The following is a 26,363-nucleotide window of genomic DNA, read 5'->3' on the forward strand; positions in this document are numbered from 1 at the left end:
GATAACCACAAAGGGGGAAAAACCACGCTTTTTCCCCCTTTGTCTACAGCCTGAGGGGCGCATCGCGCCCCTTGTTATTCACGCTCAGCGACGCGCGCCGGATTTCACCGCTCTCAAGATCACGAACTTCTTGTTCGAGGCCACCAGCGTGCAGTTGCCGAACAGACGTTTGAGCTTCTGATGGTAGTCGAGGTGACGGTTGCCGACGATGCGCAGTTCGCCGCCCACTTGCAGGCAGCGCTTGGCGTCGCAGAACATCTGCCAGGCGGTGTGATCGGTAATGGCGTGTTGCTGGTGGAACGGCGGGTTGCACAGCACCGCCTGCACGCTTTCGCGCTCGATGCCCGCCAGCGCGTTGTTCACCTCAAACTGGCAGCGGTCCAGCTCTTGCGGCAGGTTGTGCTCCACGTTCAGCTCGCTGGAGGCCACCGCCATGTAGGATTCATCGACGAAAGTCACCTGCGCGTCCGGATTCTGCGCCAGCGCCGTCAGGCCAATCACGCCGTTGCCGCAGCCCAGATCGACGATATGGCCATTCAGGCCGCGCGGCAGATGCTCCAGGAACAGGCGCGCGCCGATATCCAGGCTGCCGCGCGAGAAGACGTTGGCGTGGTTGTGGATCAGCCAATCGGTGCCGTCCAGCGTCCAGTTGGTGGTTTCCGCCGCCGCCGGCGGGACAATGTCCGCCGCCTGGCAGAAGATCAGGCGCGCCTTCTTCCACGCCAGGCTGGTGCGCGTCGGGCCCAGCACCTTTTCAAACAGCTGCATCGTCGAAGTATGCACGTCGCGCGCTTTGGCGCCGGCGACGATCAGCGTGTCTTCGGTCACGACGTGGCGCAGCGCGCGCAGCTGCTGTTCCAGCAGCGCCAGCGCTTTCGGCACGCGAATCAGCACCACCGCCGGCGCCGCCGGCAGCTCGGCCAGACTGTCCAACAGCGTGACCTGCTCAGGATCCAGACCGTTGAGCTTGAGGTTGTGACGCGTCGCCAGCTGGCTCATGTACGAGTCGCTGACGCTGTAAGGACGATGCGCGTGCAGCGCACAGGCCAGGGTGCCGAAGTTATCGTTGAAAATCAGCACCGGGCGGCCGCCGATATCTACGTTTTCAAGCTGTTGCAGCAGATATTCGTCCGCCGCTTCCCACGCCTGCAGTTGGGTGGATTCTTCGTGTTGGGGATAACGCTCCAGCTCAAGTTGCTGTGTTCCCAGATCGAGTTGGCTCATTGCCCCTCCTGACTGATAAAATTTGGGCTGTTTATCCCCTAAAAACGCCCGTCAGTAAAATGTTTTTTCGGATAAATTGCGTATTGCGCCGCGTATCTGAAAACCTGCGCCCCTTTTCTCCTTCAACAACATTAACCTTTCCCTCCCGAGCACCCATGCCGATGTTTTTTTAACCTGACGGGGTGTAACTTTAAATGTTACACTGCCAGTCCCTATGGAAGGGGGAAAGCATGATTAAATCTTTCCGCGATCGCTATCTGGAGCAGTTCTATCTGGAAGGCAGGCGCAGCCGTCTTATCCCCGGCGCGCTCGAGCGGCAGTTGGCCAGAAAGCTCGATATGTTAGCCGCCGCGCAGCAAGAGCGTGATTTGCATCACCCCAAGGGTAACTATTACAAGCGGCTATCCGGGCCATTTCAGGGATGGTCGAGTCTGCGCGTCAATATGCACTGGCGGCTGATGTTCCAGTGGCGGCATGATGCCGCCGAAAAAATTTACCTCGATCCTCACCAAGATACCTGAACGAGGGGGAACCTATGTTGGAAACCACGTCTCGCGAACCCACCACGGTGGGAGAAGTGCTGCAGGAAGAATATTTAACGCCGTTAGGCATCGGCCAAGAAGAACTGGCAAAGGTATTGGGCGTCACCCGCGCCACCGTCAATCGCCTGTGCAACGGGCATCGACGCATGAGCGTTGCCGAGGCCAATCTGTTTGCCGATCTGTTCGAAACGACCGCCGACTTTTGGCTAAACCTGCAGGCGGCACACGATCGCTGGGAAGCCAGACAGGCCGATGCGCAGCGTGTGCGGCTGCGGCCAATTAAAGAAATACTGGGACGCAATATCACTCATGCATGACATCGAACTCGCCTACCTGCAAGGCTACCCGGCGCATCTGCAAAGCCAGGTGCAGCAATTGATCCACCAGAACCGGCTGGGAGACGTGCTGCTGCAGCGCTATCCGCAGGTGCACGACTGCACCACCGACAAATCGCTGTATCAGTTTACCGTCGATCTGAAAAACCAGTATCTGCGCAACGCCCAGCCGCTGAGCAAGGTGGCCTACGACAGCAAGATCCACGTCATGAAGCACGCGCTGGGCCTGCACACCGCCATCTCCCGCGTGCAGGGCGGCAAGCTGAAAGCCAAGGCGGAAATTCGCGTGGCGACGGTGTTCAAGGTCGCGCCCGAACCGTTCCTGCGCATGATCGTGGTGCATGAGCTGGCGCACCTGAAAGAGAAAGATCACAACAAGGCGTTCTACAGCCTGTGTTGCCATATGGAGCCGGATTACCACCAGTTGGAGTTCGATACCCGGCTGTATCTGACGCACCTTTCGCTGTTCGGCGAGCTGTATGCATAGCGAATGAGGGCGTGATAATCTGCGGTTTTAAGCCTGGACCGGAGTTCGCCATGATTCGCTTTGCCGTCGTCGGCACCAACTGGATTACGGAACGTTTTATCGATGCCGCCCATGAAAGCGGCAAACTCAAGCTGAGCGCCGTGTATTCACGCTCCCTGGAACAGGCGCAGGCGTTTGGCGCCAACTATCAGGTCACGCAGTTTTTCGACTCGCTCGAGGCAATGGCCCAGTCCGATGCCATAGACGCGGTGTATATCGCCAGCCCCAACTCCCTGCACTGCCCGCAATCGCTGCTGTTCCTGCGCCATAAAAAGCACGTGATCTGTGAAAAACCGCTGGCCTCCAACCAGCGCGAAGCGGAACAGCTGGCGGCCTGCGCGCGGGAAAATCAGGTGGTGCTGTTCGAAGCGTTCAAAAGCGCCTATCTGCCGAATTTTCTGGCGCTGCAGCAGGCATTGCCGAAAGTCGGCCGGCTGCGCAAAGCCTTCATCAACTACTGCCAATACTCTTCGCGCTACCCGCGCTACCTGGCCGGCGAGAACCCCAACACGTTTAACCCGCAGTTCTCCAACGGCTCCATCATGGATATCGGCTACTACTGCCTGGCCAGCGCGGTGGCGCTGTTCGGCGCGCCGCAGTCGGTGCTCGCCGGCGCCACGCTGTTGGAGACCGGCGTGGACGCCCACGGCACCGTCTGCCTGAACTACGGCGATTTCGACGTCACGCTTTCCCATTCCAAGGTCAGCGACTCGGCGATCCCCAGCGAGATCCAGGGAGAGGAAGGCACGCTGATTATCGACAAGATTTCCGAGTGTCAGGGCGTGGCGCTGACGCCGCGCGGCGGCAACCGCCAGGATCTGAGCCAGCCGCAGCACATCAACACCATGCTGTATGAAGCGCTGGCCTTCGCCGAGCTGGTGGAAAATCACCGGGTGGAACATCCGGGGCTGGAGAATTCGCTGATCGTCGCCCGCCTGCTGACCGATATCCGCCGCCAGACCGGCGTCGTCTTCCCCGCCGACGGAGAATGAGATGAAACCGCTGCTCGTGATGCAAACCGGCGACGCGCCGCAGGCCATTAGTCAGGAATTGGCCAACTTTGATGGCATGTTCCTGCAACAGGGCAATATCGACGCCGAACGCGCGCACATCGTACACTTGCCCGCCGGCGAGCGGCCGTTGCCGCCGGCCGCCTATTGCGGCGTGGTCATCACCGGCTCGCCGGCGATGGTGACCGAACAGCTGCCGTGGAGCGAGGCTGCGGCCGAGTGGCTGCGCCAGGCTATGGCGATCAAACTGCCGCTGTTCGGCGTCTGCTACGGCCACCAGCTGTTGGCCTACGCGCTCGGCGGCGAAGTGGGCTACCACCCGCAGGGCATGGAGGTGGGCACGCTGGAGATCGAACTGCTGCCCGCCGCGGCCGAAGACCGGCGGCTCACCCTGCTGCCGCCGCGCTTCAAAGCCAACCTGATCCACTCGCAGAGCGTGCTGACGCCGCCCGCCGGCGCGCAGACGCTGGCGCGTTCGCAGCAGGACGCGCACCAGATCCTGCGCTATGGCGATCATGCCCTGACCACCCAGTTCCACCCGGAATTCAACGGCGCGGTGATGGGCCAGTATCTGCAGTGGCTCGGCGAGCTGCATCCCGAGCAGCAGGCCCGCTATCAGCAGCAACAACAACAGGTTAGCGACACGCCGTTCAGCCGCCTGCTGCTGCAGGGATTCGTCGTCAGCCTGGGCGCGCAAAAAGCGTTGGCCGGCTAACGCGATTCACGTTGACCGCCGACACATTTTGCATTACTTTCTGCTCTGCAAAGGGGAGTAACTTCATTGCCGGTCAATCGTCATTACGATGCGCAAGCATCCGGTTACCGGGCAACCTGATGTCAAAGGTGTAACCACCTTCATCAACGTTGTAAGTGAGACCTTGCCGGAAGGCGAGGTTTGCTTGCAGCGTTCACAGAGCGGCTGGCGTCTTCCGACGTTGGCCGTTTTTGTTTTTGAAGGATACCTCTGATGATGAATTCCGTTGGCACACCGTGGTTATGGGGCAGCTTCGCCGCCGTCATAGTCGTGATGCTCGCAATCGACCTCCTGTTGCAGGGCCGTAAAGGCGCGCACACCATGACCCTGAAGCAGGCCGCCAGTTGGTCGCTGGTGTGGGTCAGCCTCTCTCTGCTGTTCAATTTCGGTTTCTGGTACTACCTGAATGAAACCGCCGGGCGCGCCGTCGCCGATACCCAGGCGCTGGCCTTCCTGACCGGCTACCTGATCGAAAAAGCGCTGGCGGTGGATAACGTGTTCGTCTGGCTGATGCTGTTCAGCTACTTCGCCGTGCCGGCCAACCTGCAGCGGCGGGTGCTGATCTACGGCGTGTTGGGGGCGATCGTGCTGCGTACCATCATGATCTTCGCCGGCAGTTGGCTGGTCAGCCAGTTCCAGTGGCTGCTGTATCTGTTCGGCGCTTTCCTGCTGTTCACCGGTATCAAGATGGCGTTGGCGAAGGAAGACGACTCGGCAATCGGCGACAAGCCGCTGGTGAAATGGCTGCGCAGCCGCCTGCGCATGACCGACAGCCTGGAAGGCGAGCGTTTCTTCGTGCGCCGCAACGGCATCCTGTTCGCCACCCCGCTGGTGCTGGTGCTGATCCTGGTGGAACTGAGCGACGTGATTTTTGCGGTGGACAGCATCCCGGCGATTTTCGCCGTGACCACCGACCCGTTCATCGTGCTGACCTCTAACCTGTTCGCCATCATGGGCCTGCGCGCCATGTACTTCCTGCTGGCCAACGTGGCGGAACGTTTCTCGATGCTGAAATACGGCCTGTCGGTGATCCTGGTGTTTATCGGTATCAAGATGCTGATAATCGACTTCTTCCACATCCCGATCGGTATCTCGCTCGGCGTGGTGGCGGGCATCCTGACGCTCACCTTGCTGATCAACGCCTGGGTCAATCGCCGCAACGATAGCCTGGCTAAGAAATAACCATAATCTGTTATCCGGGGCGCTAGTCGCCCCGCGATTGTTTGGCAATTCCCCCAAAACGCCAAACGTTATTACGATCACACAAATGTAACCAGTATGTTATCAAGTGTTGATCCGCGCTCAGAATTTCACCCTCGCCTCTTTCCAACATCATTCGATTACTGAATACTGATTCGGCAAACACACTTAGTTACAGAATCATATAAAGCTGTCCGGCGTCGTTCCCGCCGCGGCGGCCAGATAACATCAGGAAGAGAAGCACTATGCAAAAACTACTACAAAGGATGACTCAGGGCAGCCTGGTTAAACAAATCATGGTCGGCCTGGTGGCCGGCATTCTGGTGGCGCTGGTTTCGCCGGCGGCCGCGGCGGCGGTCGGCCTGCTCGGCACCCTGTTCGTCGGCGCGCTGAAAGCGGTAGCGCCACTGCTGGTGCTGATACTGGTGATGGCCTCGATCGCCAACCATAAACAGGGGCAGAAAACCAACATTCGCCCCATCCTGTTCCTCTATCTGCTGGGCACCTTCGCTGCGGCGCTGGTGGCGGTCGTCGTCAGCTTTATCTTCCCTTCCACGCTGGCGCTGACCACCGGCGCAACCGACATCACCCCGCCAGGCGGCATCGTGGACGTGATGAAGGGCCTGTTGATGAGCGTGGTGGCCAACCCGTTCCATGCGCTGATTAACGCCAACTACATCGGCATTCTGGCGTGGGCCGTCGGGCTGGGGCTGGCGCTGCGCCACGCTTCCGAAACCACCAAGGGGCTGATCAACGACATGTCCCATGCGGTCACGCTGGTGGTGCGCGCGGTGATCCGCTGTGCGCCGCTCGGCATCTTCGGCCTGGTGGCCTCCACGCTGGCGGAAACCGGCTTCGGCGCGCTGTGGGGCTATGCGCAACTGCTGATGGTGTTAATCGGCTGCATGCTGCTGGTAGCGCTGGTGCTCAACCCGCTGATCGTGTACTGGAAGATCCGCCGCAACCCGTATCCGCTGGTGTTCGCCTGCCTGCGCGAGAGCGGCGTGACCGCCTTCTTCACCCGCAGCTCCGCCGCCAACATCCCGGTGAACATGGAGCTGTGCAAAAAGCTGAATCTGAATGAGGACACCTACTCGGTTTCCATCCCGCTGGGCGCCACCATCAACATGGCCGGCGCGGCGATCACCATCACCGTGCTGACGCTGGCGGCGGTAAACACGCTGGGCATCGCGGTGGACGTCCCGACCGCCCTGCTGCTGAGCGTGGTGGCCGCCCTGTGCGCCTGCGGCGCCTCCGGCGTGGCCGGCGGCTCGCTGCTGCTGATCCCGCTGGCGTGCAACATGTTCGGCATTCCGAATGACGTGGCGATGCAGGTGGTGGCGGTCGGCTTTATCATCGGCGTGCTGCAGGATTCGGCGGAAACCGCCCTCAACTCCTCCACCGACGTGCTGTTCACCGCCGCCGCCTGCCAGGCGGAAGACCAGCGGCTGGCGAACGAAGACCCGCTGAAGGTGCGTTAATCGCGCTTTGCTTCATAAAAAGGCGCTCCCTCGAGCGCCTTTTTTGTCAGCTTTAGAGCGTCACCCCGCTTTTAAAGATCGCCAGCTCGCGAAAGTCGTTGGTTTCATTACGCGCCGGACGCCCGTTGGCAATCTCGACAATCAGATCGATGAAGCGGCTGAGCAACGTCTCCATCGCCACGCCGTGGATCAGGCTGCCGGCGTCAAAATCGATCCAGTGCGGTTTCTTCGCCGCCAGCTCGCTGTTGGTCGCCAGCTTCACCGTCGGCACAAAGCCGCCGTACGGCGTGCCGCGCCCGGTGCTGAACAGCACCATATGACAGCCGGCGCCGGCCAGCGCGCTGGTCGCCACCGCGTCGTTGCCCGGCGCGCTGAGCAGATTCAGCCCCGGCACGCGCAGCCGCTCGCCGTATTTCAGCACGTCCACCACCTGGCTTAGCCCCGCCTTTTGGGTGCAGCCAAGCGACTTCTCCTCCAGCGTGGTGATGCCGCCGGCCTTGTTGCCCGGCGACGGATTCTCATAAATCGGCTGCTGATGGGCGATGAAATAGCGTTTGAAATCGTTGATCATGTCGACGGTTTTGTCGAAGGTTCCTCCATCGCGGCAGCGGCTCATCAGAATGCGCTCGGCGCCGAACATCTCCGGCACTTCGGTCAGCACCGTGGTGCCGCCGTTGGCGATGGCATAGTCGGAAAAGCGCCCCAGCAGCGGGTTGGCGGTAATGCCCGACAGCCCGTCCGAACCGCCGCATTCCAGGCCGAACTTCAGCTCGCTCAAGCGGCCCGGCTCGCGGCGATCGTGGCGCATCTCCCGGTACAGCTCGTGCAACAGCGCCAGCCCGGCCTCCACTTCGTCGTCCTGCTGTTGGCACACCATAAAGCGCAACCGCCGCTCGTCCCCTATCCCCAGCGTGGCGCGAAAGGCATCCACCTGATTGTTCTCGCAACCCAGCCCGATCACCAGCACTGCGCCGGCGTTGGGATGGCGCGCCAGGTTTTGCAGCATGATGCGGGTGTTGGCATGATCCTGCCCCAGCTGCGAGCAGCCGAACGGGTGGCTGAACAGATGCACGCCGTCGATCCCGTCCGCCTGTGTTTGCTGCAAAAAGCGCTGCTGGATCTGGCGAGCGATACCGTTGACGCAGCCGACGGTCGGCACGATCCACAGCTCGTTGCGGATCCCCACTTCGCCGTTGGCCCGGCGGTACAGCTGCACCTCGCGATCCGCCGCCTGCGGCGGCAGCGCCGGGAACTGCGGCTGGTAACGGTAGCTGTCCAGATCGCTCAGGTTGGTTTTGACGTTTTGCGAATGAATATGCTCCCCAGGCGCAATGGCCGCGAGCGCATGGCCGATCGACTGGCCGTATTTGATGATGTCTTCGCCCTCGGCGATCGGGCCGAGTGCAAACTTGTGCCCACGCGCCACCGGCTGCGCCAGTTTGACGACCGCGCCTTCCAGCTCAACGCGCTCTCCGGCAGCCAGATCGCGCAGCGCCACCGCCACGTTATCCTGCTCGTGAATCTTTATCGTACTTTGCATAAACCGGTCCCGGATAACGGCTACGCCAGTTCAATGGCGAAATAGTTTTTGGCGTTGTCGAAGCAGATGTTTTTCACCATCTCGCCCAGCAGCGCGATATCCGCCGGCGCTTCGCCGTCCGCCACCCAGCGGCCGATCATCTGGCAAAGGATGCGGCGGAAGTATTCATGGCGCGTATAAGACAAGAAGCTGCGGCTGTCGGTCAGCATGCCGACGAAGCGGCTCAGCAGCCCGAGCTGGGCCAGCTGCGTCATTTGGCGCTGCATGCCGTCCTTCTGATCGTTGAACCACCAACCGGAGCCGAACTGCATCTTGCCCGGCGTGCCTTCCCCCTGAAAATTGCCGATCATGGTGCCGATCACTTCGTTATCGCGCGGATTGAGGCAATAGAGAATGGTTTTCGGCAGACCGCCCTGCCGCGCCTGAGCATCCAGCAGCCGCGACAGCGGTTCCGCCAGCGGCCGGTCGTTGATCGAGTCGAAGCCGATATCCGGCCCGACGGCGGCCAACATGCGGCTGTTGTTATTGCGCAGCGCGCCGATGTGATACTGCTGCACCCAGCCGCGACGCCGGTATTCGCCGGCCAAAAACAGCAGCACCGCGCTTTTGAACTGGGCGCTCTGTTCCGGCGTCGGCAGCTCGCCGTTCAGGCGGCGCAGCAGGATCGCATCCAGCGCCGCTTCATCGGCCTCGCCGAACACCACCACGTCCAGCGCATGATCGGCCACCTTGCAGCCGTGGGCGGCAAAGTGATCCATGCGCTTGTACAGGGCGTCGCACAGCGCGCTAAAGCGGCCGATAGCGGTGTCCGCCGCCGCCTCCAGCTGCCGCAGATAGTCGTTGAAGCCGGGCGCATCGATGGTGAAAGCCTTGTCCGGCCGCCAGCTCGGCAGCACTTTGATAGCGAAACTGCGATCGTCGGCGATCGCCCGATGATGACGCAGATCGTCGATCGGATCGTCGGTGGTGCCGACCATTTTCACGTTCATTTGCTGCATGATGCCGCGCGCGCGAAACGCATCCTGCGCCAGCAGCGCATTGCCGCGCTGCCAGATTTCATCCGCCGTGGCCGGCGACAACAGCATATCCGTGATGCCGAACGGGCGGCGCAGCTCCAGATGCGTCCAGTGATAGAGCGGGTTGCCGATGGTGTGCGGCACCGTGGCGGCCCAGGCGTCGAATTTCTCGCGATCGCCCGCATCGCCGGTGCATAACCGCTCCGCCACGCCGTTGGTGCGCATCGCCCGCCATTTGTAGTGATCGCCCCGCAGCCAGATATCGTACAGGTTGCTGAAGCGTGTATTCTCCGCGATCTGCTGCGGCGGCAAATGGCAGTGGTAATCGAAAATCGGCTGCTGCGCCGCGTAGTCGTGATACAAGCGCCGGGCAAATTCGCTGTCCAGCAGGAAATCTTCGCTCAAAAACGTCGCCATCTCGGGCTCCTTACTTGCCGTGCGGCACGGGGTTCGAATCACAAAAGTTATCACACCAATTTTTACTAGCGTCCAGCAAATTTTTCCCGATGTCTGCCGTTCATCCTCTCTCCACGCCCTTTTTCGCTCAATTTACCGGCAAAAATGCCCTGTTTCATCGGCCACAGTATCACTCAGGCGAATAATTCCTTTTGTGATATCACTCAACTTTTAAACCTGTATGACAGGTTATTGTCTCGCCAGCCGCATCGACGGCCACACCTTCAAACGGGGAGACACTTCGGATGCGTAAAATTAAAGGGTTACGCTGGTACATGATCGGACTGGTGACCATCGGCACCGTGCTGGGTTACCTGACCCGCAACGCCATCGCCGTGGCGGCGCCGACGCTGGAAGATACGCTGCACATCACCACCCAACAGTATTCCTATATCGTCGCCGCCTACTCCGCGTGCTACACCGTGATGCAACCGGTGGCGGGCTACGTGCTGGACGTGCTGGGCACCAAGGTCGGCTACGCCATGTTCGCCATTCTGTGGGCGCTGTTCTGCATGGGCACCGCGTTGGCCAACAGTTGGGGCGGGCTGGCGTTGGCGCGCGGCGCGGTCGGCATGGCGGAAGCGGCGATGATCCCCGCCGGGCTGAAGGCCAGCAGCGAATGGTTTCCGGCCAAAGAACGTTCGATCGCCGTCGGCTATTTCAACGTGGGCTCGTCGATCGGCGGCATGATCGCCCCGCCGCTGGTGGTATGGGCCATCGTCGCGCACAGCTGGGAGATGGCGTTCATCATCACCGGCGTGCTGAGCCTGATCTGGGCCATATGCTGGCTGCTGTTCTACAAACACCCGAAAGATCAGAAGAAACTGAGCCAGGAGGAACGCCGTTACATCCTCGAAGGCCAGGAAGCGCAGCACCAGACCTCTAACGCCAAAAAGATGTCCGCCTGGCAGATCGTGCGCAACCGCCAGTTCTGGGGCATCGCGCTGCCGCGCTTTCTGGCGGAACCGGCGTGGGGCACCTTCAACGCCTGGATCCCGCTGTTCATGTTCAAGGCCTACGGTTTTAACCTGAAAGAGATCGCCATGTTCGCCTGGATGCCGATGCTGTTCGCCGATCTCGGCTGCATCGTCGGCGGTTATCTGCCGCCGCTGTTCCAGAAGTATTTCAAGGTCAACCTGATCGTCTCGCGCAAGCTGGTGGTGACGATGGGTGCGGTGTTGATGATCGGCCCCGGCATGATCGGCCTGTTCACCAGCCCTTACGCGGCTATCGCGCTGCTGTGCGTCGGCGGCTTCGCCCATCAGGCGCTGTCCGGCGCGTTGATCACCCTCTCTTCCGACGTGTTCGGCCGCAATGAGGTGGCGACCGCCAACGGGCTGACCGGCATGGCGGCCTGGACCGCCAGCACGCTGTTCGCCCTGGTGGTCGGCGCCCTGGCAGACACCCTCGGCTTCAGTCCGCTGTTCGCCGCGCTGTCGGTCTTCGACATTCTCGGCGCCATCGTCATCTGGACGGTGCTGCAAAACCGCCCGGCCGCCGAACCGCAGCCGGCCGCGCTGCAGCCGACCCCGGCGCGCAGCTGATCCCCCGCCCGGCCGCTGCGCCGGGCCCCTTGCTCCTCTGGCAGCGGTGCCGAATAAGTGGTATAACAAATCCGATGGCCACGCGCCCCTTCCCACCGCACCGTATAGAGCATTCACTATGGAATTCACTGAAACCAGACGCCTGTATCAGCAACTGGCCGCCGAGCTGAAGCAACGCATCGAAAGCGGCCGTTACCCGGTAGGCGACAAGCTGCCGGCCGAGCGATACATCGCCGAAGAGATGAATGTCAGCCGCACCGTGGTGCGCGAGGCGATCATCATGCTGGAAGTGGAAGGCTATGTGGACGTGCGCAAGGGATCCGGGATCCACGTGGTGTCCAACCAGCAAAAGCACCTGGTGGTGCCGGGCGACAGCATCGAGTTCGCCACCGCCGGCCCGTTTGAGCTGCTGCAGGCGCGCCAGCTGATAGAAAGCAACATCGCCGAATTCGCCGCCACCCAGGTGACCAAGCAGGATATCGTGCAACTGATGGAGATCCAGGAGCACGCCCGCAAAGAAGACCGTTTCCGCGACTCGCAGTGGGATCTGAAGTTCCACGTGCAGGTGGCGCTGGCCACCCAGAACACCGCCATGGCCACCATCGTGGAAAAAATGTGGGTGCAGCGGGTCAACAACCCTTACTGGAAGAAACTGCACGAGCATATCGACGAACGCTCGATCGCCAGCTGGTGCGACGATCACGATCAGATCCTCAAGGCGCTGATGCGCAAAGATCCTTACGCCGCCAAACTGGCCATGTGGCAGCACCTGGAGAACACCAAGCAGATGCTGTTCAACGCCACCAGCGACGACTTCGAATACAACGCCGACCGCTATCTGTTCGCCGAGAACCCGGTGGTGCACCTGGACGGCGTGAGCCACGAGCCGAAATAGCCACGGCGGTCAAAAACCGTCGGCTTATGTCAGGTAATGTAAAATCCGCTGAATCGATGCCGGAACCGCCGTTTGCCGTGTACTATTTCACCGTCGGCAACGTAGATTTCCCTGTTGCCAATCGTGCTATTTTGGTAGAGTTAGCCCACTTTTTTACCCATTGCTGCGGGGGCGGGACGCGAATAAATGCGCTGGTTGTTTGCCATGCTGATTGCTCTTTTCTGCTGGACCGGTTCGGTCTCCGGCCAACAGCTATGCGTGGCGTCATCCAAGCCCCCCCCCAGCGCGCTGAGCAGCCTGCCACTGCTGGCGGAGCCGGCGCTTTCCCCTATGATCATGTGTATCGGGCGCCGGCCGAAGCGCGCCGCAAAGCGCCCGGCAAGTTGCCGCTGCTGCTGCCCAGAGCGTACTCTTTCCCCGGTTCGCTGCTCGCGTCCTCCCTGCCGGCGCCGGTCTATACCCTGGCCGCAGAGCCGGGCTACCGAATTCGTTTCCCCCGCCAGGACACCCCGGCCCCCAACCGGCTTGCCCAGGTCGACTGGATGCTGGACGCCTCCAGGCAACAAAGTCGGCAGGCCGGCTGGAAAGAAAGCAACATGCAGTACCGTGGCACGCTGACTTACCACCTATGACCGGTGTCGCACCGCTTAGAAACCTTAAAGCAACGCCGTTTCATCGTTATCAGCATTCAGGATCGCCGCGCGCTTTCAGCCCACGCCCGCTCCGCCGCTGAGATAAAAATAAACAATGACGTTTTAGGAACACCGGATGGACATCATTAAAGAACTGATACATGCCTTATGGCAGCAGGATTTTGAAACGCTGGCGAACCCTTCGTTGGTGTGGACCCTCTACATCCTGCTGTTCATGATCCTGTTTTTGGAAAACGGCCTGCTGCCGGCCGCTTTTCTGCCGGGCGACAGCCTGCTGATCCTGGTCGGCGTGCTGATCGCCAAAGGCACCATGGGCTTCCCATTGACCATCGTTATCCTGACCGTCGCCGCCAGCCTGGGGTGCTGGGTCAGTTACATACAGGGCCGATGGCTCGGCAATACGCGAACGGTGCAAGGCTGGCTTTCGCATCTGCCGGCCCATTACCATCAGCGTGCGCATAACCTGTTCCACCGCCACGGCCTTTCCGCCCTGTTGGTCGGCCGCTTCCTGGCCTTCGTGCGCACCCTGCTGCCAACCATCGCCGGCCTGTCCGGCCTGAGCAACGCACGCTTCCAGTTCTTCAACTGGATGAGCGGCCTGCTGTGGGTCTTGATCCTGACGACGCTGGGCTTCGCCCTCGGAAAAACCCCGGTGTTCCGCAAGTATGAAGATCAGCTGATGTTCTGCCTGATGATGTTGCCGCTGGTGTTGCTGGTGGTCGGCCTGGTCGGCTCGCTGATCGTGCTGTGGCGCAAGAAACGCGCCAGCGGCCAGAACCCGGGGAAAGGGGCGTGACAGCAAAGCGCCCGCGCTGGCAATACGTCCTGATGATCGCGCTCGCCCTGCTGGCGCTGGCGACGCTGTTGGTGCCCTGCATGGTGCGCACCGAGAGCGAGCTGCGCATTCGCGCCAGCCAGCAAGGGCTGTCGCTGCCCGACGGTTTTTATGTCTACCAGCGCCTGGATGAGCGCGGTATCCGCATCAAAAGCATCACGCCGGAAGGCGATGGCTTGGTTATCCGTCTGGATTCGCCGGAGCAGCAGTTGCTGGCGCGCGAAGCGCTGCAAACCATCCTGCCTCCCGGTTACCACATCGCGCTGAGCGAATCTCCCGTGCCAACGCACTGGGTGCGCGAATTTGCGCGCTCCCCACTCAATCTGGGATAATCCCCTTCAAATGAAGGGGATTCCTTTCATTGCCGTTATCTTCATTTTCATTCGCATCATTTAGCTCAAAAAACAATCAGTCGCGCCGAATTTCGGCTGATTCTTTGGGGGCGCGCCGGTTTCATGGCTATGCTGAAGGATAACTTCAGCCGGCGATGAACGCCCTCCTCTCGCGCTGCCGCCTCCGGCAGTCAGGAAAGCGGATGCCTGTTCAGGCATCCCATGAAAAGGAACTGAGAAATGAAATTTCGCCACTCACTGTTACTGCTGCTGCCACTCTGCGCGCTGCCGACGCTGTCCTCGGCCGCTGAGGGCGGCTGCGCCGCCAAAGCGCAAAATATCCAGCAGCAAATCGACTACGCGACTCAGCACGGCAACACCCACCGCGTGGATGGGCTGAAAAAAGCGCTGAGCGAAGTGCAGACCCACTGCACCGAAGCCGGCCTGCAGGCCGAACGCCAGAAAAATATCGCAGAGAAACAGCGCAAGGTGGACGAGCGCCGGGAAGAGCTGAAAGAAGCGCAACAAACCGGCAAGCTGGACAAGGTCGCCAAGAAGCAGCAAAAGCTGGCCGAAGCGCAGGCTGAATTGAAACGCGCCCAAGCGGAATAATTTTTTTACACCAGCGGATTTATCGATGAGAGCCCCATCACACGGGATTTCTTAAGCATATGGAATTGATGTCTGGTGTTATCTGCTGGTAATCACCCCTTTGCTCCGGCGAAAAAATCCGCTATGTTAAAAGTCTGTCGAAATAAACGTTAAGGAATAATCACATGGCACATGATTCAAATGCAGAAAACTTACGCGCTGAACTGAAGTCCTTAGCCGATACGCTGGAGGAAGTGCTGAACTCCTCCACCGACAAGCCGAAAGCCGAGCTGGAGAAGCTGCGCTCGAAGGCGGAAGGCGCGCTGAAAGAGACTCGCGCTCGCCTGAGCGACGCCGGTGACAAGCTGGCCTCGCAAACCAAACAGATCGCCGGCCAGGCCGACGACTATGTGCGCGACAACCCGTGGACCGGCATCGGTATCGGCGCGGCGGTCGGCGTGGTGTTGGGCGTGCTGCTCGCGCGTCGTTAATCATGGCTGAACAACCGCAAGTGCGCGCGCAGGGCCCCGCTAAAGGGGTCCTGGATATCGGTCAGCGCATCATCACGATCCTGGTCGGCATGGTGGAAACCCGTGTCCGGCTGGCGGTAGTCGAGCTGGAAGAGGAGAAAGCCAACCTCATTCAGCTGCTGATCATGGCCGGCATGACGCTGCTGTTCACCGCCTTCGGTTTGATGAGCCTGCTGATCCTGATCTTCTGGGCCATCGATCCGGTCTATCGGCTGGTGGCGCTGGGCGCGACAACCGGCGTGCTGCTGTTCCTCGCCGTAGTCGGCACCATCTGGACGCTGGTCAAGGCCCGTCGCACCACGCTGCTGGGCGCCACGCGCAAGCAACTGGAGCTCGATCGCGCCGAACTGGAGCGAGAGCCATGAGCCGCCGCCGCTATCTGGAATGGAAAAAAGAGAGGCTGATTCGGCAGATCCAGCAACAGCGTCTGGATCTGGCCGAAAACAAGTCTCTGTGGCTGGAAAAGACCGAACGCATCGACCGCGGCTGGCAAACGGTGTTTGGCCTGCGCCGCTATCTGGTGCTCGGTTCCAGCGTCATGGCGCTGTACGGCATCCGCCACCCCAGCAAGATGATCCGCTGGTCGCGTCGTGCTTTCGGCGCCTGGAGCGCTATTCGACTGTTTAAAAAGACGTTTTCCGCCAAGTAAGCCACTTAGACTTTCCTTCAAACCTCCTGTTGCTCTGCCCGCATTTTCTCCCATGATACAACGCGTCCAACCCCGGGGCCGGGCAACCTGCTGATCGGCGGCATTTTATTAGCACGCTAAAGATTCAGATTTTTTGAAAAATTACGACAGTTTTACTTGCTAACAACCTGAGCACTTCCCGCTTAACATTCACTCCATCAATACGATACGAGCCGGACAGGGCGAATGTCCTGATATACCGCTCGTTGACATGGCTTCCGCCGAACAGGCATACAAAAACACTTTGGAGTAGATGATGAAAAAATTAGAAGATACAGGTTTGTTGGTTGCTCGTATTCTGATGCCAATCCTGTTTATCGTGGCAGGCTACGGCAAAATGGGTGACGCCTACGCCGGTACCCAACAGTACATGCAATCGATGGGCGTGCCTGGCTTCTTGCTGCCGCTGACCATCCTGCTGGAATTTGGCGGCGGTCTGGCGATCCTGTTCGGTTTCCTGACCCGCACCGTGGCACTGTTCACCGCCGGTTTCACCATCCTGACCGCGCTGCTGTTCCACACTGATTTTGCGAACGAAGTAAACCAGCTGATGTTCATGAAAAACCTGACCATCGCCGGCGGCTTCATCGTGTTGGCGGTCGCAGGCCCGGGCGGCTTCAGCATCGACCGTCTTCTGAACAAGAAATGGTAATCTAAACTGTCATTCAGGGCCCGGCATGCCGGGCCTTGTCGTTTTTTAACTCGGACACCAAGGAGATTCCCATGGGACAACTCGTCGATGGCGTTTGGCAAGACATCTGGTATGACACCAAATCTACCGGCGGCCGTTTCAAACGTTCAACCGCTCAGTTTCGCAATTGGGTGACCGCCGACGGTCAGCCGGGCGAACACGGCGTGGGCGGCTTCCAGGCCGAAGCGGGCCGTTATCACCTTTATGTTTCTCTCGCCTGCCCCTGGGCGCATCGCACGCTGCTGATGCGCAAACTGAAAGGGCTGGAGCAGATCATTCCGGTCTCGGTGGTGCACCCGCTGATGCTGGAAAACGGCTGGACCTTCGGCCAGGATTTTCCTGAAACCACCGGCGATCCGCTGTATCACGCCGACTTCTTGTACCAGATCTACCTGCGGGCCGATCCGCACTACAGCGGGCGCGTGACCGTACCGGTGCTGTGGGATAAACAGCGGCAAACCATCGTCAGCAACGAGTCCGCCGACATCATCCGCATGTTCAACAGCGCGTTTGACGGCGTCGGCGCTCGGGCAGGCGACTACTACCCGACCGCGCTGCGCGGCAAGATCGATGAGCTGAACGGTTGGATTTACGATCAAGTGAACAACGGCGTGTACAAGGCCGGTTTTGCCACCAGCCAGGAAGCCTATGACGAAGCGGTCAACGGGGTATTCAACGCGCTGGAACGCCTGGAGCAGATCCTGGGGCAGCATCGTTACCTGACCGGCGATCGGCTGACCGAAGCCGATCTGCGTCTGTGGACCACGCTGGTGCGTTTCGATCCGGTGTACGTCACCCACTTCAAGTGCGACAAACACCGCATCAGCGACTACCTCAATCTGTACGGCTTCCTGCGCGACATCTACCAGATGCCAGGCATCGCCGAGACGGTCAGCCTGCCGCACATTCGCAACCACTACTACCGCAGCCACGCCACCATCAACCCGCACGGCATCATTTCCATCGGGCCGGCGCAGGATCTGGACGAGCCGCACGGCCGCGACCAGCGCTTCGGTTAAGGCGAAAAAAATCCCCTTGCCGCCCGGCAAGGGGATCTCATCCAACCGACGTTAACGCTGCGCGAACAGGCGCGGAATCTCACGCAGGAACCAGGCTTTCGCCTCCCCCATGCTGTCGCGCCGCCAGGCCATGATGATGTCGGCTTCGCGGCTGTATTCCGGCCCGACCACGCGCAGCCGCCCGGCTTCGATATCTTTCTCCACCATCGGATACGGCATGGTCGCCACCCCCAACCCGGCCAGCAGCGCCAGGCGCTTGTCTTCAATGGTGCTCACCGTCAGGCGCTGTTGCTTGTCCAGCAGCTGTACGGTCAATACCGGGCGCTCACGGGCGGTGTCGGCCACCGCAATGCCGCGGTACTTCACGCGGGTCACTTCGGAAAGCGGCTCCGGCTCCAGGTGGATCGGGTGATCCGGCGCGGCGACATAAACGCTCATCACCTTATACAGTTTGCGGGTGTTGATCTCCGACGACGCGCGGAAATGCATGTCCGGCGCGATCACGATGTCGGCGCGCCCCTGCTCCAGCCGCTCCCAGGCGCCCGCCAGCACCTCGGTGAAAATGGACACCTGGGTGTTGGCCTTCAGCGCCAGCTTGTCAACCAGCGGGAACAGCAGACTCGGCGGCGACAGCGCTTCACTGACGATAGTCAGGTGAGTTTCCCAACCGCGCGCCAACGCTTCGGCGTCGGTAGTCAGCTTATCGGCCGCCTCCAGCAGCACCCGACCGCGTTCCAGCAACATGCGCCCCACGTTGGTGAACTTGGTGCGGTGGCCCGAACGGTCGAACAGCACCACGTCCAATTCTTCTTCCAATTTTTGCATGGTGTAGCTGAGTGCCGACGGCACCCGGCCCAATTCGTCGGCGGCCGCGGCGAAGCTGCCGCGCCGGTCGATTGCATCCATCACCCTTAGTGCCTCAAGCGTGAGCGCCCGATCTCTGGCCATCGCATCCCTCTGTCAGGAAATTTGAATATGCCGACCAGATTAACTGGCTAACAATCCGACGTCCAGATGCTTACCATTTGGATAATGAATTTAGAGAGCCGATTGCCATGATTACATGCAGAACAGCACAACAATGCGGGCAAGCTGACTTTGGTTGGCTGCAGGCTCGCTACACCTTTTCCTTTGGTCACTACTTCGATCCCAAACTGATGGGCTACGCGTCGCTGCGGGTGCTGAATCAGGAGGTGCTGGCGCCGGGCGCGTCGTTCCAGCCGCGCACCTATCCCAACGTGGATATCCTGAACCTGATCCTGCAGGGCGAGGCGGAATACCGCGACAGCGACGGCAACACCACGCGCGTTAAAGCCGGCGAAGCGTTGCTGTTGGCCACCCACCCGGGCCTGAGCTACAGCGAGCAGAACGTCAGCAGTGATACGCCGCTCACCCGCCTGCAGCTGTGGCTGGACGCCTGCCCGGAACGCAGCAACGAACGGGTGCAGCGCCTGGCGCTGCCGGCGGCGGGCAACCTGCTGTTGGCTTCGCCGGACGGCGCGCAGGGCAGCCTGCAGCTGCGTCAACAGGTCTGGATCCATCATCTCGATCTGCAGCCGGGCGAAGAACAAACGCTGACGATTAACGGGCCGCGCGCTTATCTGCAGTCGATACACGGCACCATCGCCGCCACCGGCGAGCGCCACGAGGAACAACGCCTGACCTGCGGCGACGGCGCCTTCGTGCGCGAGGAGAATCGCCTGACGATCCGCGCCGAGACGCCGCTGCGCGCGCTGCTGATTGATCTGCCGGTGTAAGCCGGCCGGAAAACGAAAAACCCCGCGCAACTGACGTTGCGCGGGGTTTTCTTTTGTCGAGGGAGTTGACCGGTAAGCCGGGTTCTGTCGTGGACAGTCATTCCTCTAGGCCAGCAATCGCTCACTGGCTCAAGCAGCCTACCCGGGTTCAGTACGGGCCGTACCATGTGAACCCCTATTTGGCCTTGCTCCGGGTGGAGTTTACCGTGCCACGAACTGTTGCCAGCCGCGCGGTGCGCTCTTACCGCACCCTTTCACCCTTACCTGATCCCGCTTGCGCGGGCCATCGGCGGTTTGCTCTCTGTTGCACTAGTCGTAGGCTTGCGCCTCCCAGGCGTTACCTGGCACCCTGCCCTATGGAGCCCGGACTTTCCTCCCCTCCATCTGTCTCCCCGAAGAGGACGGCAATGAAGCGGCGACTGTCTGGTCAACTCCGGCGCGGATAGTAGCGTCGCGGCGGCGGCAGGTCAACCGCTTTACGGCTGTTGTTGCTCCAGCGCGTGCTTATACAGCGCATTTTTCTTCACGCCGTGGATTTCCGCCGCCAGCGCCGCCGCCTTTTTCAACGGCAACTCTTTTTGCAGCAGCGCCAGCGTGCGCAGCGCCTCAAGCGGCAGCGCATCCTCCTGCGCCTTGTGGCCTTCGACGATCAGCACCATCTCGCCGCGGCGGCGCACTTCATCTTCCTGCACCCACGCCAGCAGCTCGCCCACCGGCGCGCCGTGGATAGATTCCCAGGTTTTGGTCAGCTCGCGCGCCAGCACGACATAACGCTGCGGGCCCCAAACGGTGACCATGTCCTGCAGACTTTCCAACAGGCGGTGAGTGGATTCGTAGAAAATCAGCGTGCGCGGTTCCTCCGCCAGCGCCATCAGCGTATCCTTGCGCCCCTTGGTTTTCGCCGGCAGAAAACCTTCGTAGCAGAAACGGTCGGAAGCGACGCCCGCGGCGCACAGCGCGGTAGTGGCGGCGCAGGCGCCCGGCAGCGGCACCACGCGAATGCCGGCCTCGCGGCAGCGGCGCACCAGGTGATAACCGGGATCGTTGATCAGCGGCGTGCCGGCGTCGGACACCAGCGCGATGCTCTGGCCTTCCTGCAGTTTCGCCAGCAGCTGATCGGCCTTTTGCTGTTCGTTGTGATCGTGCAGCGCGAACAGACGCGCGTTGATCGCGAAGTGTTGCAGCAGCAATCCGGTATGGCGCGTGTCTTCCGCCGCGATCAGATCAACGCTTTTCAGTACCTCTAACGCGCGGTGGGTAATATCGCCCAGATTGCCGATTGGGGTGGGCACCACATACAGCGTTGATGCAGAAATGACTGATTGTTGGTGTTGATTCATTGTTTCATCCGGGTTGCCGATTTAATATTGAGCATCTTGAAAAAAACATCACTGGATACAGTATGCTTTCCTCAACATTCGTTCGTACCAAAGCAGGGCGTTCCAAGCCTGTCCGACTTACCGCAGTCATCGCGGCCGCCCTTTTCCTGGCAGGCTGTCCGAGTCGGGCCCCGCAAACGCCGCCCGCCAATATACAGGACGAAGCGAGCGCCAGCTCCGATTACTACCTGCAGCAGTTGCAGCAAAGCAGCGATGATAACAAGGCTGACTGGCAATTACTTGCTATTCGCGCCTTGCTGCGTGAAGGAAAACTGCCGCAGGCCGGCGACCAGTTGAATCAGCTGCCGAAAAACCTCAGCGGCGCACAGCAGACCGAACGCCAGTTGCTGGCCGCCGAACTGCAGATCGCCAACAAGAGCTACGTCAGCGCCCGCAGTACGCTGGGCCACCTGGACAGCGGTACGCTGTCGCCGAATCAGAAGGTGCGCTACTACCAGGCGCAGATCGCCGCCAACCAGGGCAAAGCATCGCTGCCGCTGATCCGCGCCTATATCGCTCAGGAGCCGTTGCTGACCGGCAAGGCGCACCAGGACAATCTGGATCAAACCTGGCAGGCCCTGCTGCAGCTGACGCCGCAGGAGATGAACAGCCTGGTGATCAACGCCGACGAGAACGTGCTGCAAGGCTGGCTGGATCTGCTGCGCGTCTATCAGGACAACAAGCAGGATCCCGATCTGCTGAAGGCCGGCATCAAAGACTGGCAGAACCGTTATCCGAAGAACCCGGCGGCCAAAACGCTGCCGGCTCGCCTGAATCAGGTGCTGAACTTCACCCAGGCCTCCACCTCGAAAATCGCCCTGCTGCTGCCGTTGAACGGCCAGGCGAAAGTGTTCGCCGACGCCATCCAACAAGGGTTCGAAGCGGCGAAAAACGGCGGTTCCATGCCGGCGCCGCAGCCTCAAGCCGCGCAACCGGCCGGCGCGCCGGCCCAAACGGCGCCGGCCGATCAGGCCGCTGCCGGTGATATCAACGCCAACGGCGCGGTCAGCCCTTCGGCGCAAGAGAGCCAGCCGGCCGTGACCGCCGCGCAACCCGCTGCGCCGTCCAGCGCGCCGATAACGCCGCTGCAGGCCGCTAATGCGCAGGTCAAAGTGTACGACACCACCAGCCAGCCGCTGGCCGCCTTGCTGAGCCAGGCGCAGCAGGATGGCGCCACTCTGGTGGTCGGGCCGCTGCTGAAAGAGAACGTCGATCAGTTGTCCGCCAGCACCACCACGCTGAACGTGCTGGCGCTCAACCAGCCCGAAACGCCGAAGGACAATCTGAACATCTGTTACTTCGCCCTGTCGCCGGAAGATGAAGCGCGCGACGCCGCCCGCCATATCTGGGAACAACAGAAACGTCAACCGCTGCTGCTGGTGCCGCGCGGCGCCTTCGGCGATCGCGTCGCCAAGGCCTTTAACCAGGAATGGCAGAAGCAAGGCGGGCAAACCGTGCTGCGTCAGGACATCGGCTCCGCCGGTGAACTGCGCCAGATGGTGAACAGCGGCGGCATCCGCATGACCGGCACGCCGATGTCGAGCGCCCCGGCGCCGCAGAGCGTGACCATCGCCGGGCTGACCATTCCGGCGCCGCCGAGCGACGTGCCCGCCGCTACCGGCGGCAGCGTCGACGCGGTGTATATCGTCGCTACCCAGTCCCAACTGACGCTGATCAAACCGATGATCGACATGGCCACCAGCTCGCGCGGCAAACCGGCGATGTACGCCAGCTCGCGCAGCTACCAGGCCGGCGCCGGCCCGGACTTCCGTCTGGAAATGGAAGGTCTGCAGTTCAGCGATATTCCTCTGCTGGCGGGCTCAAACCCTCAGCTGTTGCAGCAGGCCAGCGCGCGTTTCCGCAACGATTACTCGCTGGTGCGCCTGTATGCGATGGGGATGGATGCCTGGACATTGGCCAACCACTTTGCTGAAATGCGCCAGCTGCCGGGCTTCCAGGTTTCCGGCACCACCGGCACGCTGAGCGCGTCGCCGAACTGCGTGATCAACCGCAAGCTGCCTTGGCTGCAATATCGTCAGGGTACGGTCGTGCCGGTCTCTTGAACCCACGCGCCGCCGGGGCGGGCTATGAGTTACTGGCCCGCCGTCATCTGGAACGCGCCGGGCTCACCTTCTGCGCCGCCAACGTTGCGGTGCGCGGCGGCGAGCTCGACCTCATCATGCGCGACGGCGCCACCTGGGTGTTCGTCGAAGTGCGCTACCGCCGCAACGACGCCTTCGGCGGCGCGGCCGCCAGCGTTACCTCTCGCAAACAACAGCGGTTGCTGCACGCCGCCGCCGTCTGGCTGGCGGGGCGCGGCGCCAGTTTTGACACATCATCTTGCCGTTTTGATGTTTTGGCCATTACCGGTAGCCAGTTAGAATGGATACCCAACGCCTTCAATGCGGATTAATTGGGGTTTTGCGGCGCAGACCGGCCCTTTGACTTAGTGGATTAATACAACGTGCTGGATAGAATTAAAGTCTGTTTTACCGAAAGCATCCAAACCCAGATCGCGGCGGCGGAAGCGTTGCCTGACGCCATTTCCCGCGCTGCGATGACGCTGGTTCAATCCTTACTCAACGGCAACAAAATCCTGTGCTGCGGCAACGGCACCTCGGCGGCCAACGCGCAGCACTTCGCCGCCAGCATGATCAACCGTTTTGAAACCGAGCGCCCCAGCCTGCCGGCCATCGCCCTCAACGCCGACAACGTGGTGCTGACGGCGATCAGCAACGATCGCCTGCACGACGAAGTGTACGCCAAACAGGTGCGCGCGCTCGGGCACACCGGCGACGTGCTGCTGGCGATTTCCACCCGTGGCAACAGCCGTGATATTGTGAAAGCGGTCGAAGCGGCCGTGACCCGCGATATGACCATCGTCGCGCTCACCGGCTACGACGGCGGCGAGCTGGCCGGGTTGCTCGGCCAACAGGATGTCGAGATCCGCATCCCGTCGCACCGCAGTTCGCGCATTCAGGAAATGCATATGCTGACCGTAAACTGCCTGTGCGACCTGATAGACAATACGTTATTCCCCCACCAGGACGATTAAGGAACTGAGATGAAGCTAAAAGCCACATTTGCAGTGCTGTCCAGCGCCCTGCTGTTACAAGGCTGTATCGCCGGCGTCGTCGTCGGCAGTGCGGCCGTCGCCACCAAAACCGCCACCGACCCGCGTAGCGTAGGGACCCAGGTGGATGACGGCACGCTGGAAGCCAGGGTAGAAAGCGCCCTGAGCAAAGACCAGCAGTTGAAGAAAGAGGCCCGGGTGGTCGCCACCGCCTATCAGGGCAAGGTGCTGTTGACCGGCCAGTCGCCTAACGCCGATCTCACCGCGCGCGCCAAGCAGATCGCCATGGGCGTGGAAGGCACCACCGAAGTGTATAACGAAATTCGCCAGGGCACGCCGGTCAGCCTGAGCACCGCGTCCTCCGACACCTGGATCACCACCAAAGTGCGTTCGCAGCTGTTGACCAGCGATACGGTGAAATCGTCCAACGTGAAAGTCACCACCGAAAACGGCGAAGTGTTCTTGCTGGGCCTGGTCACTCAGCAGGAAGGGCAGTCGGCGGCGCAGATCGCCAGCCAGGTCAGCGGCGTGAAGCACGTCACCACCGCCTTTACCTATGTGAAATGATCCTTCAGGCAAGGGGGCTTCCCCTTGCCGCTTTTCTGTACGCTTCCCGCTGTTTTACCCTGGTTTAATGAGCCGCGTTTAAAGTAATCTCTCACTTCATTACGGATAAAATTCAAATGGACAGAATTTTAATCGGTTTTCTCACTGCCGTTTCTTTATTCACCGCCGGAGTTTCCGCCGCCAATCCCACTCAGGATACGCCCCGCGCCGAACATGCCCCGCCCCCGATGACCGGTCAAACCGTTGCTACTGAAGGCGCGATCACGGTCGACCAGGTAAAAATCAATTATCAGGCGCAAACCGGGGTGCTGGAATTGAGTAAAGAGGATCCGGAAGATCCCGTGACCGGCATGTTCTATGTTGCGTATTTCAAAAAGAATGAGAATAAGAACGAAAGCAGGCCGATTACCTTTATCTACAACGGCGGGCCGGGCTCCGCCTCGCTGTGGCTGCATATGGGGGCGCTGGGGCCTAAACGGGTTATCGCTACTCAGCCAGAGAAAACACAGCTGGCGCCTTACCAACTCACCGATAACCAATACAGTCTGCTCAACGTCAGCGATCTGGTGTTTATCGATGCCCCCGGAACGGGTTACAGCCGCTTTTCCAGCAGTGCCGCCAGCCAGCCGGAGAGAGCGCAGCAAAAAGCACAGAGTGCCAGCAGCGTCTATGGCGTCAACGGTGATGCTCAGGCTTTTTCTCAATTTATCGTTCAGTTTTTAACGCATTACCAACGCTGGAACTCACCTAAATATTTATTGGGTGAAAGCTACGGCACTACCCGCTCGGTGGTATTGGCCGAGACGCTAAAAAATCAGAATATCGATCTTAACGGTATTATCCTGATGTCGCAGTTTCTGAACTACGACAATAACGTCGACGATCCCAATCAAAACCCCGGCGTCGATCAACCTTACTATCTGGCGCTCCCAACCTACGCAGCCAGCGCATGGTACCACCAGCGGCTGCCGGGCAAACACCAGAGCCTGAAAACCCTGTTAGACCAGGCCGAGCAGTTTGCGCTGGGGACTTATGCCCCAGCCTTGCTGCAAGGTACCAATCTGCCTGAAAAAGATCGCCAAACGCTCGCCGAGCAGCTTTACCAATTTACCGGCATTCCGGCCGATTATTGGCTCAAGGCCAATTTGCGCCTGAGTGGACCGGTCTTCGCCAAGCAACTGTTGCGCAGCCAAGACGAGACCATTGGCAGAATCGATACCCGCTATCGTGGGCCGTCGCTGGATAATATCGCTGAAACGTCCAACTACGATCCCAACGTCAGTGCAATTACTTCCGCCTACGTCGCGCAATTCCACGATTATCTTGGCAAAACGCTGCATTTTAGCGCCGACCAAAACTATCGCGCATTTTCCAATGAGGTCTATGACTGGAACATGTCCAGCAACAGCCGGGACAGATCATTTAACGTGTTGCCGAACCTGTCGCGAGTGATGAAAATGACTCCGACAATGAGAGTGATGGTGATTGGCGGGGTTTACGACCTGGCCACCCCTTACTTCGTCGCCAAATATGAGATGAGCCATCTGCCCGTGTCGCCCAAATTACGCGACAATATCCGTTTCTATTGGTATGACACCGGGCATATGCCGTACGTGGATGAACTATCGCTTAAAAAGATGCACGCGGATTTAACTGCATTTATCAGCGAAAAGCCCTGATGCGGCATTAGCCACCGAAGAGAGGGATACCTTGCCCGAAAGCAGG

General features: G+C 60.3%; 29 protein-coding genes and 1 other RNA gene. 24 read left to right on the plus strand and 6 right to left on the minus strand.

Annotation, left to right across the window (positions count from 1 at the left end; all coding sequences use genetic code 11):
• Positions 1–84: 84 nt before the first annotated feature.
• Positions 85–1,224 carry a 23S rRNA (guanine(1835)-N(2))-methyltransferase RlmG gene (gene rlmG, locus SERRSCBI_RS20585; RefSeq protein WP_042785414.1) on the minus strand — a complete coding sequence of 380 codons (1,140 nt, stop codon included), beginning with the start codon at positions 1,222–1,224 and terminating at the stop codon, positions 85–87.
• A gap of 230 nt (positions 1,225–1,454) precedes the next feature.
• Between rlmG and SERRSCBI_RS20590 the strand changes: the two genes are divergently transcribed.
• From SERRSCBI_RS20590 to sstT, 7 genes are all read left to right on the plus strand, one after another.
• Positions 1,455–1,745 carry a type II toxin-antitoxin system RelE/ParE family toxin gene (locus SERRSCBI_RS20590; RefSeq protein WP_042785415.1) on the plus strand — a complete coding sequence of 97 codons (291 nt, stop codon included), beginning with the start codon at positions 1,455–1,457 and terminating at the stop codon, positions 1,743–1,745.
• 14 nt (positions 1,746–1,759) lie between these two features.
• On the plus strand, positions 1,760–2,083 hold the full coding sequence (locus SERRSCBI_RS20595) for a HigA family addiction module antitoxin (RefSeq protein ID WP_042785416.1): 324 nt from the start codon (positions 1,760–1,762) through the stop codon (positions 2,081–2,083).
• The gene (locus SERRSCBI_RS20600; protein ID WP_042785417.1) at positions 2,076–2,588 is read left to right on the plus strand and encodes a M48 family metallopeptidase; all 513 of its coding nucleotides are present in this window, start codon (positions 2,076–2,078) and stop codon (positions 2,586–2,588) included. The genes SERRSCBI_RS20595 and SERRSCBI_RS20600 overlap by 8 nt, the downstream gene beginning before the upstream one ends.
• A gap of 50 nt (positions 2,589–2,638) precedes the next feature.
• Positions 2,639–3,619, plus strand: coding sequence for a Gfo/Idh/MocA family protein (locus tag SERRSCBI_RS20605; RefSeq protein ID WP_042785418.1), 981 nt, complete (start codon positions 2,639–2,641; stop codon positions 3,617–3,619).
• A gap of 1 nt (position 3,620) precedes the next feature.
• Positions 3,621–4,352 carry a glutamine amidotransferase gene (locus SERRSCBI_RS20610; protein WP_042785419.1) on the plus strand — a complete coding sequence of 244 codons (732 nt, stop codon included), beginning with the start codon at positions 3,621–3,623 and terminating at the stop codon, positions 4,350–4,352.
• 252 nt (positions 4,353–4,604) lie between these two features.
• A complete protein-coding gene (locus tag SERRSCBI_RS20615; RefSeq protein WP_042785420.1) occupies positions 4,605–5,573 on the plus strand; it encodes a TerC family protein in 969 nt (322 codons plus the stop codon).
• Between the two features lie 263 nt (positions 5,574–5,836).
• Entirely contained in the window at positions 5,837–7,072 is a 1,236-nt protein-coding gene (gene sstT / locus SERRSCBI_RS20620) for a serine/threonine transporter SstT (RefSeq protein ID WP_028128305.1), read from the plus strand.
• Between the two features lie 52 nt (positions 7,073–7,124).
• On the opposite strand, the gene SERRSCBI_RS20625 is transcribed toward sstT, so the two are convergent.
• Together SERRSCBI_RS20625 and uxaC are read right to left on the minus strand one after the other, a co-directional pair.
• Positions 7,125–8,612, minus strand: coding sequence for a UxaA family hydrolase (locus tag SERRSCBI_RS20625; RefSeq protein ID WP_042785422.1), 1,488 nt, complete (start codon positions 8,610–8,612; stop codon positions 7,125–7,127).
• A gap of 20 nt (positions 8,613–8,632) precedes the next feature.
• On the minus strand, positions 8,633–10,045 hold the full coding sequence (uxaC, locus tag SERRSCBI_RS20630) for a glucuronate isomerase (protein ID WP_033644528.1): 1,413 nt from the start codon (positions 10,043–10,045) through the stop codon (positions 8,633–8,635).
• 284 nt (positions 10,046–10,329) lie between these two features.
• Here uxaC and SERRSCBI_RS20635 point away from each other — a divergent pair, with 284 nt between their 5' ends.
• From SERRSCBI_RS20635 to SERRSCBI_RS20685, 11 genes are all read left to right on the plus strand, one after another.
• Complete coding sequence (locus SERRSCBI_RS20635) at positions 10,330–11,628, plus strand: MFS transporter (RefSeq protein WP_025304349.1); 1,299 nt, start codon at positions 10,330–10,332, stop codon at positions 11,626–11,628.
• 118 nt (positions 11,629–11,746) lie between these two features.
• Positions 11,747–12,523 (plus strand): transcriptional regulator ExuR, encoded by a 777-nt coding sequence (gene exuR, locus SERRSCBI_RS20640; RefSeq protein ID WP_033636102.1) that lies wholly within the window; start codon positions 11,747–11,749, stop codon positions 12,521–12,523.
• A gap of 26 nt (positions 12,524–12,549) precedes the next feature.
• The gene (locus SERRSCBI_RS20645) at positions 12,550–13,155 is read left to right on the plus strand and encodes a hypothetical protein (RefSeq protein WP_232230727.1); all 606 of its coding nucleotides are present in this window, start codon (positions 12,550–12,552) and stop codon (positions 13,153–13,155) included.
• Between the two features lie 136 nt (positions 13,156–13,291).
• Positions 13,292–13,972: a DedA family protein gene (locus SERRSCBI_RS20650; RefSeq protein ID WP_033644523.1), complete on the plus strand. Its 681-nt coding sequence runs from the start codon at positions 13,292–13,294 to the stop codon at positions 13,970–13,972.
• Positions 13,969–14,343 carry an EnvZ/OmpR regulon moderator MzrA gene (gene mzrA, locus SERRSCBI_RS20655; RefSeq protein WP_071845111.1) on the plus strand — a complete coding sequence of 125 codons (375 nt, stop codon included), beginning with the start codon at positions 13,969–13,971 and terminating at the stop codon, positions 14,341–14,343. The genes SERRSCBI_RS20650 and mzrA overlap by 4 nt, the downstream gene beginning before the upstream one ends.
• A 240-nt stretch (positions 14,344–14,583) precedes the next feature.
• Positions 14,584–14,955, plus strand: a complete 372-nt coding sequence (locus tag SERRSCBI_RS20660) for a DUF1090 domain-containing protein (RefSeq protein ID WP_033644521.1) — start codon at positions 14,584–14,586, stop codon at positions 14,953–14,955.
• A 164-nt stretch (positions 14,956–15,119) separates the two neighbouring features.
• On the plus strand, positions 15,120–15,425 hold the full coding sequence (locus tag SERRSCBI_RS20665) for a YqjD family protein (protein ID WP_004937125.1): 306 nt from the start codon (positions 15,120–15,122) through the stop codon (positions 15,423–15,425).
• Positions 15,426–15,427: 2 nt separating this feature from the next.
• Positions 15,428–15,829, plus strand: a complete 402-nt coding sequence (locus tag SERRSCBI_RS20670; protein ID WP_015379160.1) for a phage holin family protein — start codon at positions 15,428–15,430, stop codon at positions 15,827–15,829.
• The gene (locus SERRSCBI_RS20675; RefSeq protein WP_033644520.1) at positions 15,826–16,113 is read left to right on the plus strand and encodes a YqjK-like family protein; all 288 of its coding nucleotides are present in this window, start codon (positions 15,826–15,828) and stop codon (positions 16,111–16,113) included. Before SERRSCBI_RS20670 ends, SERRSCBI_RS20675 begins: the two co-directional genes overlap by 4 nt.
• A 295-nt stretch (positions 16,114–16,408) precedes the next feature.
• Positions 16,409–16,804 (plus strand): DoxX family protein, encoded by a 396-nt coding sequence (locus SERRSCBI_RS20680; protein ID WP_033644519.1) that lies wholly within the window; start codon positions 16,409–16,411, stop codon positions 16,802–16,804.
• A 71-nt stretch (positions 16,805–16,875) separates the two neighbouring features.
• Positions 16,876–17,862, plus strand: coding sequence for a glutathione S-transferase family protein (locus SERRSCBI_RS20685; RefSeq protein ID WP_033651262.1), 987 nt, complete (start codon positions 16,876–16,878; stop codon positions 17,860–17,862).
• Between the two features lie 51 nt (positions 17,863–17,913).
• On the opposite strand, the gene SERRSCBI_RS20690 is transcribed toward SERRSCBI_RS20685, so the two are convergent.
• Positions 17,914–18,810 carry a LysR family transcriptional regulator gene (locus tag SERRSCBI_RS20690; RefSeq protein ID WP_025304355.1) on the minus strand — a complete coding sequence of 299 codons (897 nt, stop codon included), beginning with the start codon at positions 18,808–18,810 and terminating at the stop codon, positions 17,914–17,916.
• Between the two features lie 107 nt (positions 18,811–18,917).
• On the opposite strand from SERRSCBI_RS20690, the gene SERRSCBI_RS20695 reads away from it, so the two are divergent.
• Positions 18,918–19,619, plus strand: a complete 702-nt coding sequence (locus tag SERRSCBI_RS20695; protein ID WP_042785423.1) for a pirin family protein — start codon at positions 18,918–18,920, stop codon at positions 19,617–19,619.
• 57 nt (positions 19,620–19,676) lie between these two features.
• Here SERRSCBI_RS20695 and rnpB read toward each other — a convergent pair.
• Together rnpB and rsmI are read right to left on the minus strand one after the other, a co-directional pair.
• Positions 19,677–20,054: RNase P RNA component class A (gene rnpB / locus SERRSCBI_RS23815), an RNA gene on the minus strand.
• A gap of 41 nt (positions 20,055–20,095) precedes the next feature.
• Entirely contained in the window at positions 20,096–20,959 is an 864-nt protein-coding gene (gene rsmI, locus SERRSCBI_RS20700; RefSeq protein ID WP_004937108.1) for a 16S rRNA (cytidine(1402)-2'-O)-methyltransferase, read from the minus strand.
• A 62-nt stretch (positions 20,960–21,021) separates the two neighbouring features.
• Between rsmI and SERRSCBI_RS20705 the strand changes: the two genes are divergently transcribed.
• From SERRSCBI_RS20705 to SERRSCBI_RS20725, 5 genes are all read left to right on the plus strand, one after another.
• The gene (locus SERRSCBI_RS20705; RefSeq protein ID WP_042785424.1) at positions 21,022–23,061 is read left to right on the plus strand and encodes a penicillin-binding protein activator; all 2,040 of its coding nucleotides are present in this window, start codon (positions 21,022–21,024) and stop codon (positions 23,059–23,061) included.
• Entirely contained in the window at positions 23,058–23,411 is a 354-nt protein-coding gene (locus tag SERRSCBI_RS20710; RefSeq protein ID WP_089192279.1) for a YraN family protein, read from the plus strand. Before SERRSCBI_RS20705 ends, SERRSCBI_RS20710 begins: the two co-directional genes overlap by 4 nt.
• A gap of 51 nt (positions 23,412–23,462) precedes the next feature.
• Positions 23,463–24,053 (plus strand): DnaA initiator-associating protein DiaA, encoded by a 591-nt coding sequence (gene diaA / locus SERRSCBI_RS20715; RefSeq protein ID WP_004937103.1) that lies wholly within the window; start codon positions 23,463–23,465, stop codon positions 24,051–24,053.
• A gap of 9 nt (positions 24,054–24,062) precedes the next feature.
• Complete coding sequence (gene dolP, locus SERRSCBI_RS20720; protein WP_021505102.1) at positions 24,063–24,638, plus strand: division/outer membrane stress-associated lipid-binding lipoprotein; 576 nt, start codon at positions 24,063–24,065, stop codon at positions 24,636–24,638.
• 116 nt (positions 24,639–24,754) lie between these two features.
• Positions 24,755–26,317 (plus strand): S10 family peptidase, encoded by a 1,563-nt coding sequence (locus tag SERRSCBI_RS20725; protein WP_042785425.1) that lies wholly within the window; start codon positions 24,755–24,757, stop codon positions 26,315–26,317.
• The last annotated feature ends 46 nt before the right edge of the window (positions 26,318–26,363 follow it).

Source organism: Serratia sp. SCBI (genome assembly GCF_000747565.1).
Taxonomy (GTDB): domain Bacteria; phylum Pseudomonadota; class Gammaproteobacteria; order Enterobacterales; family Enterobacteriaceae; genus Serratia; species Serratia ureilytica.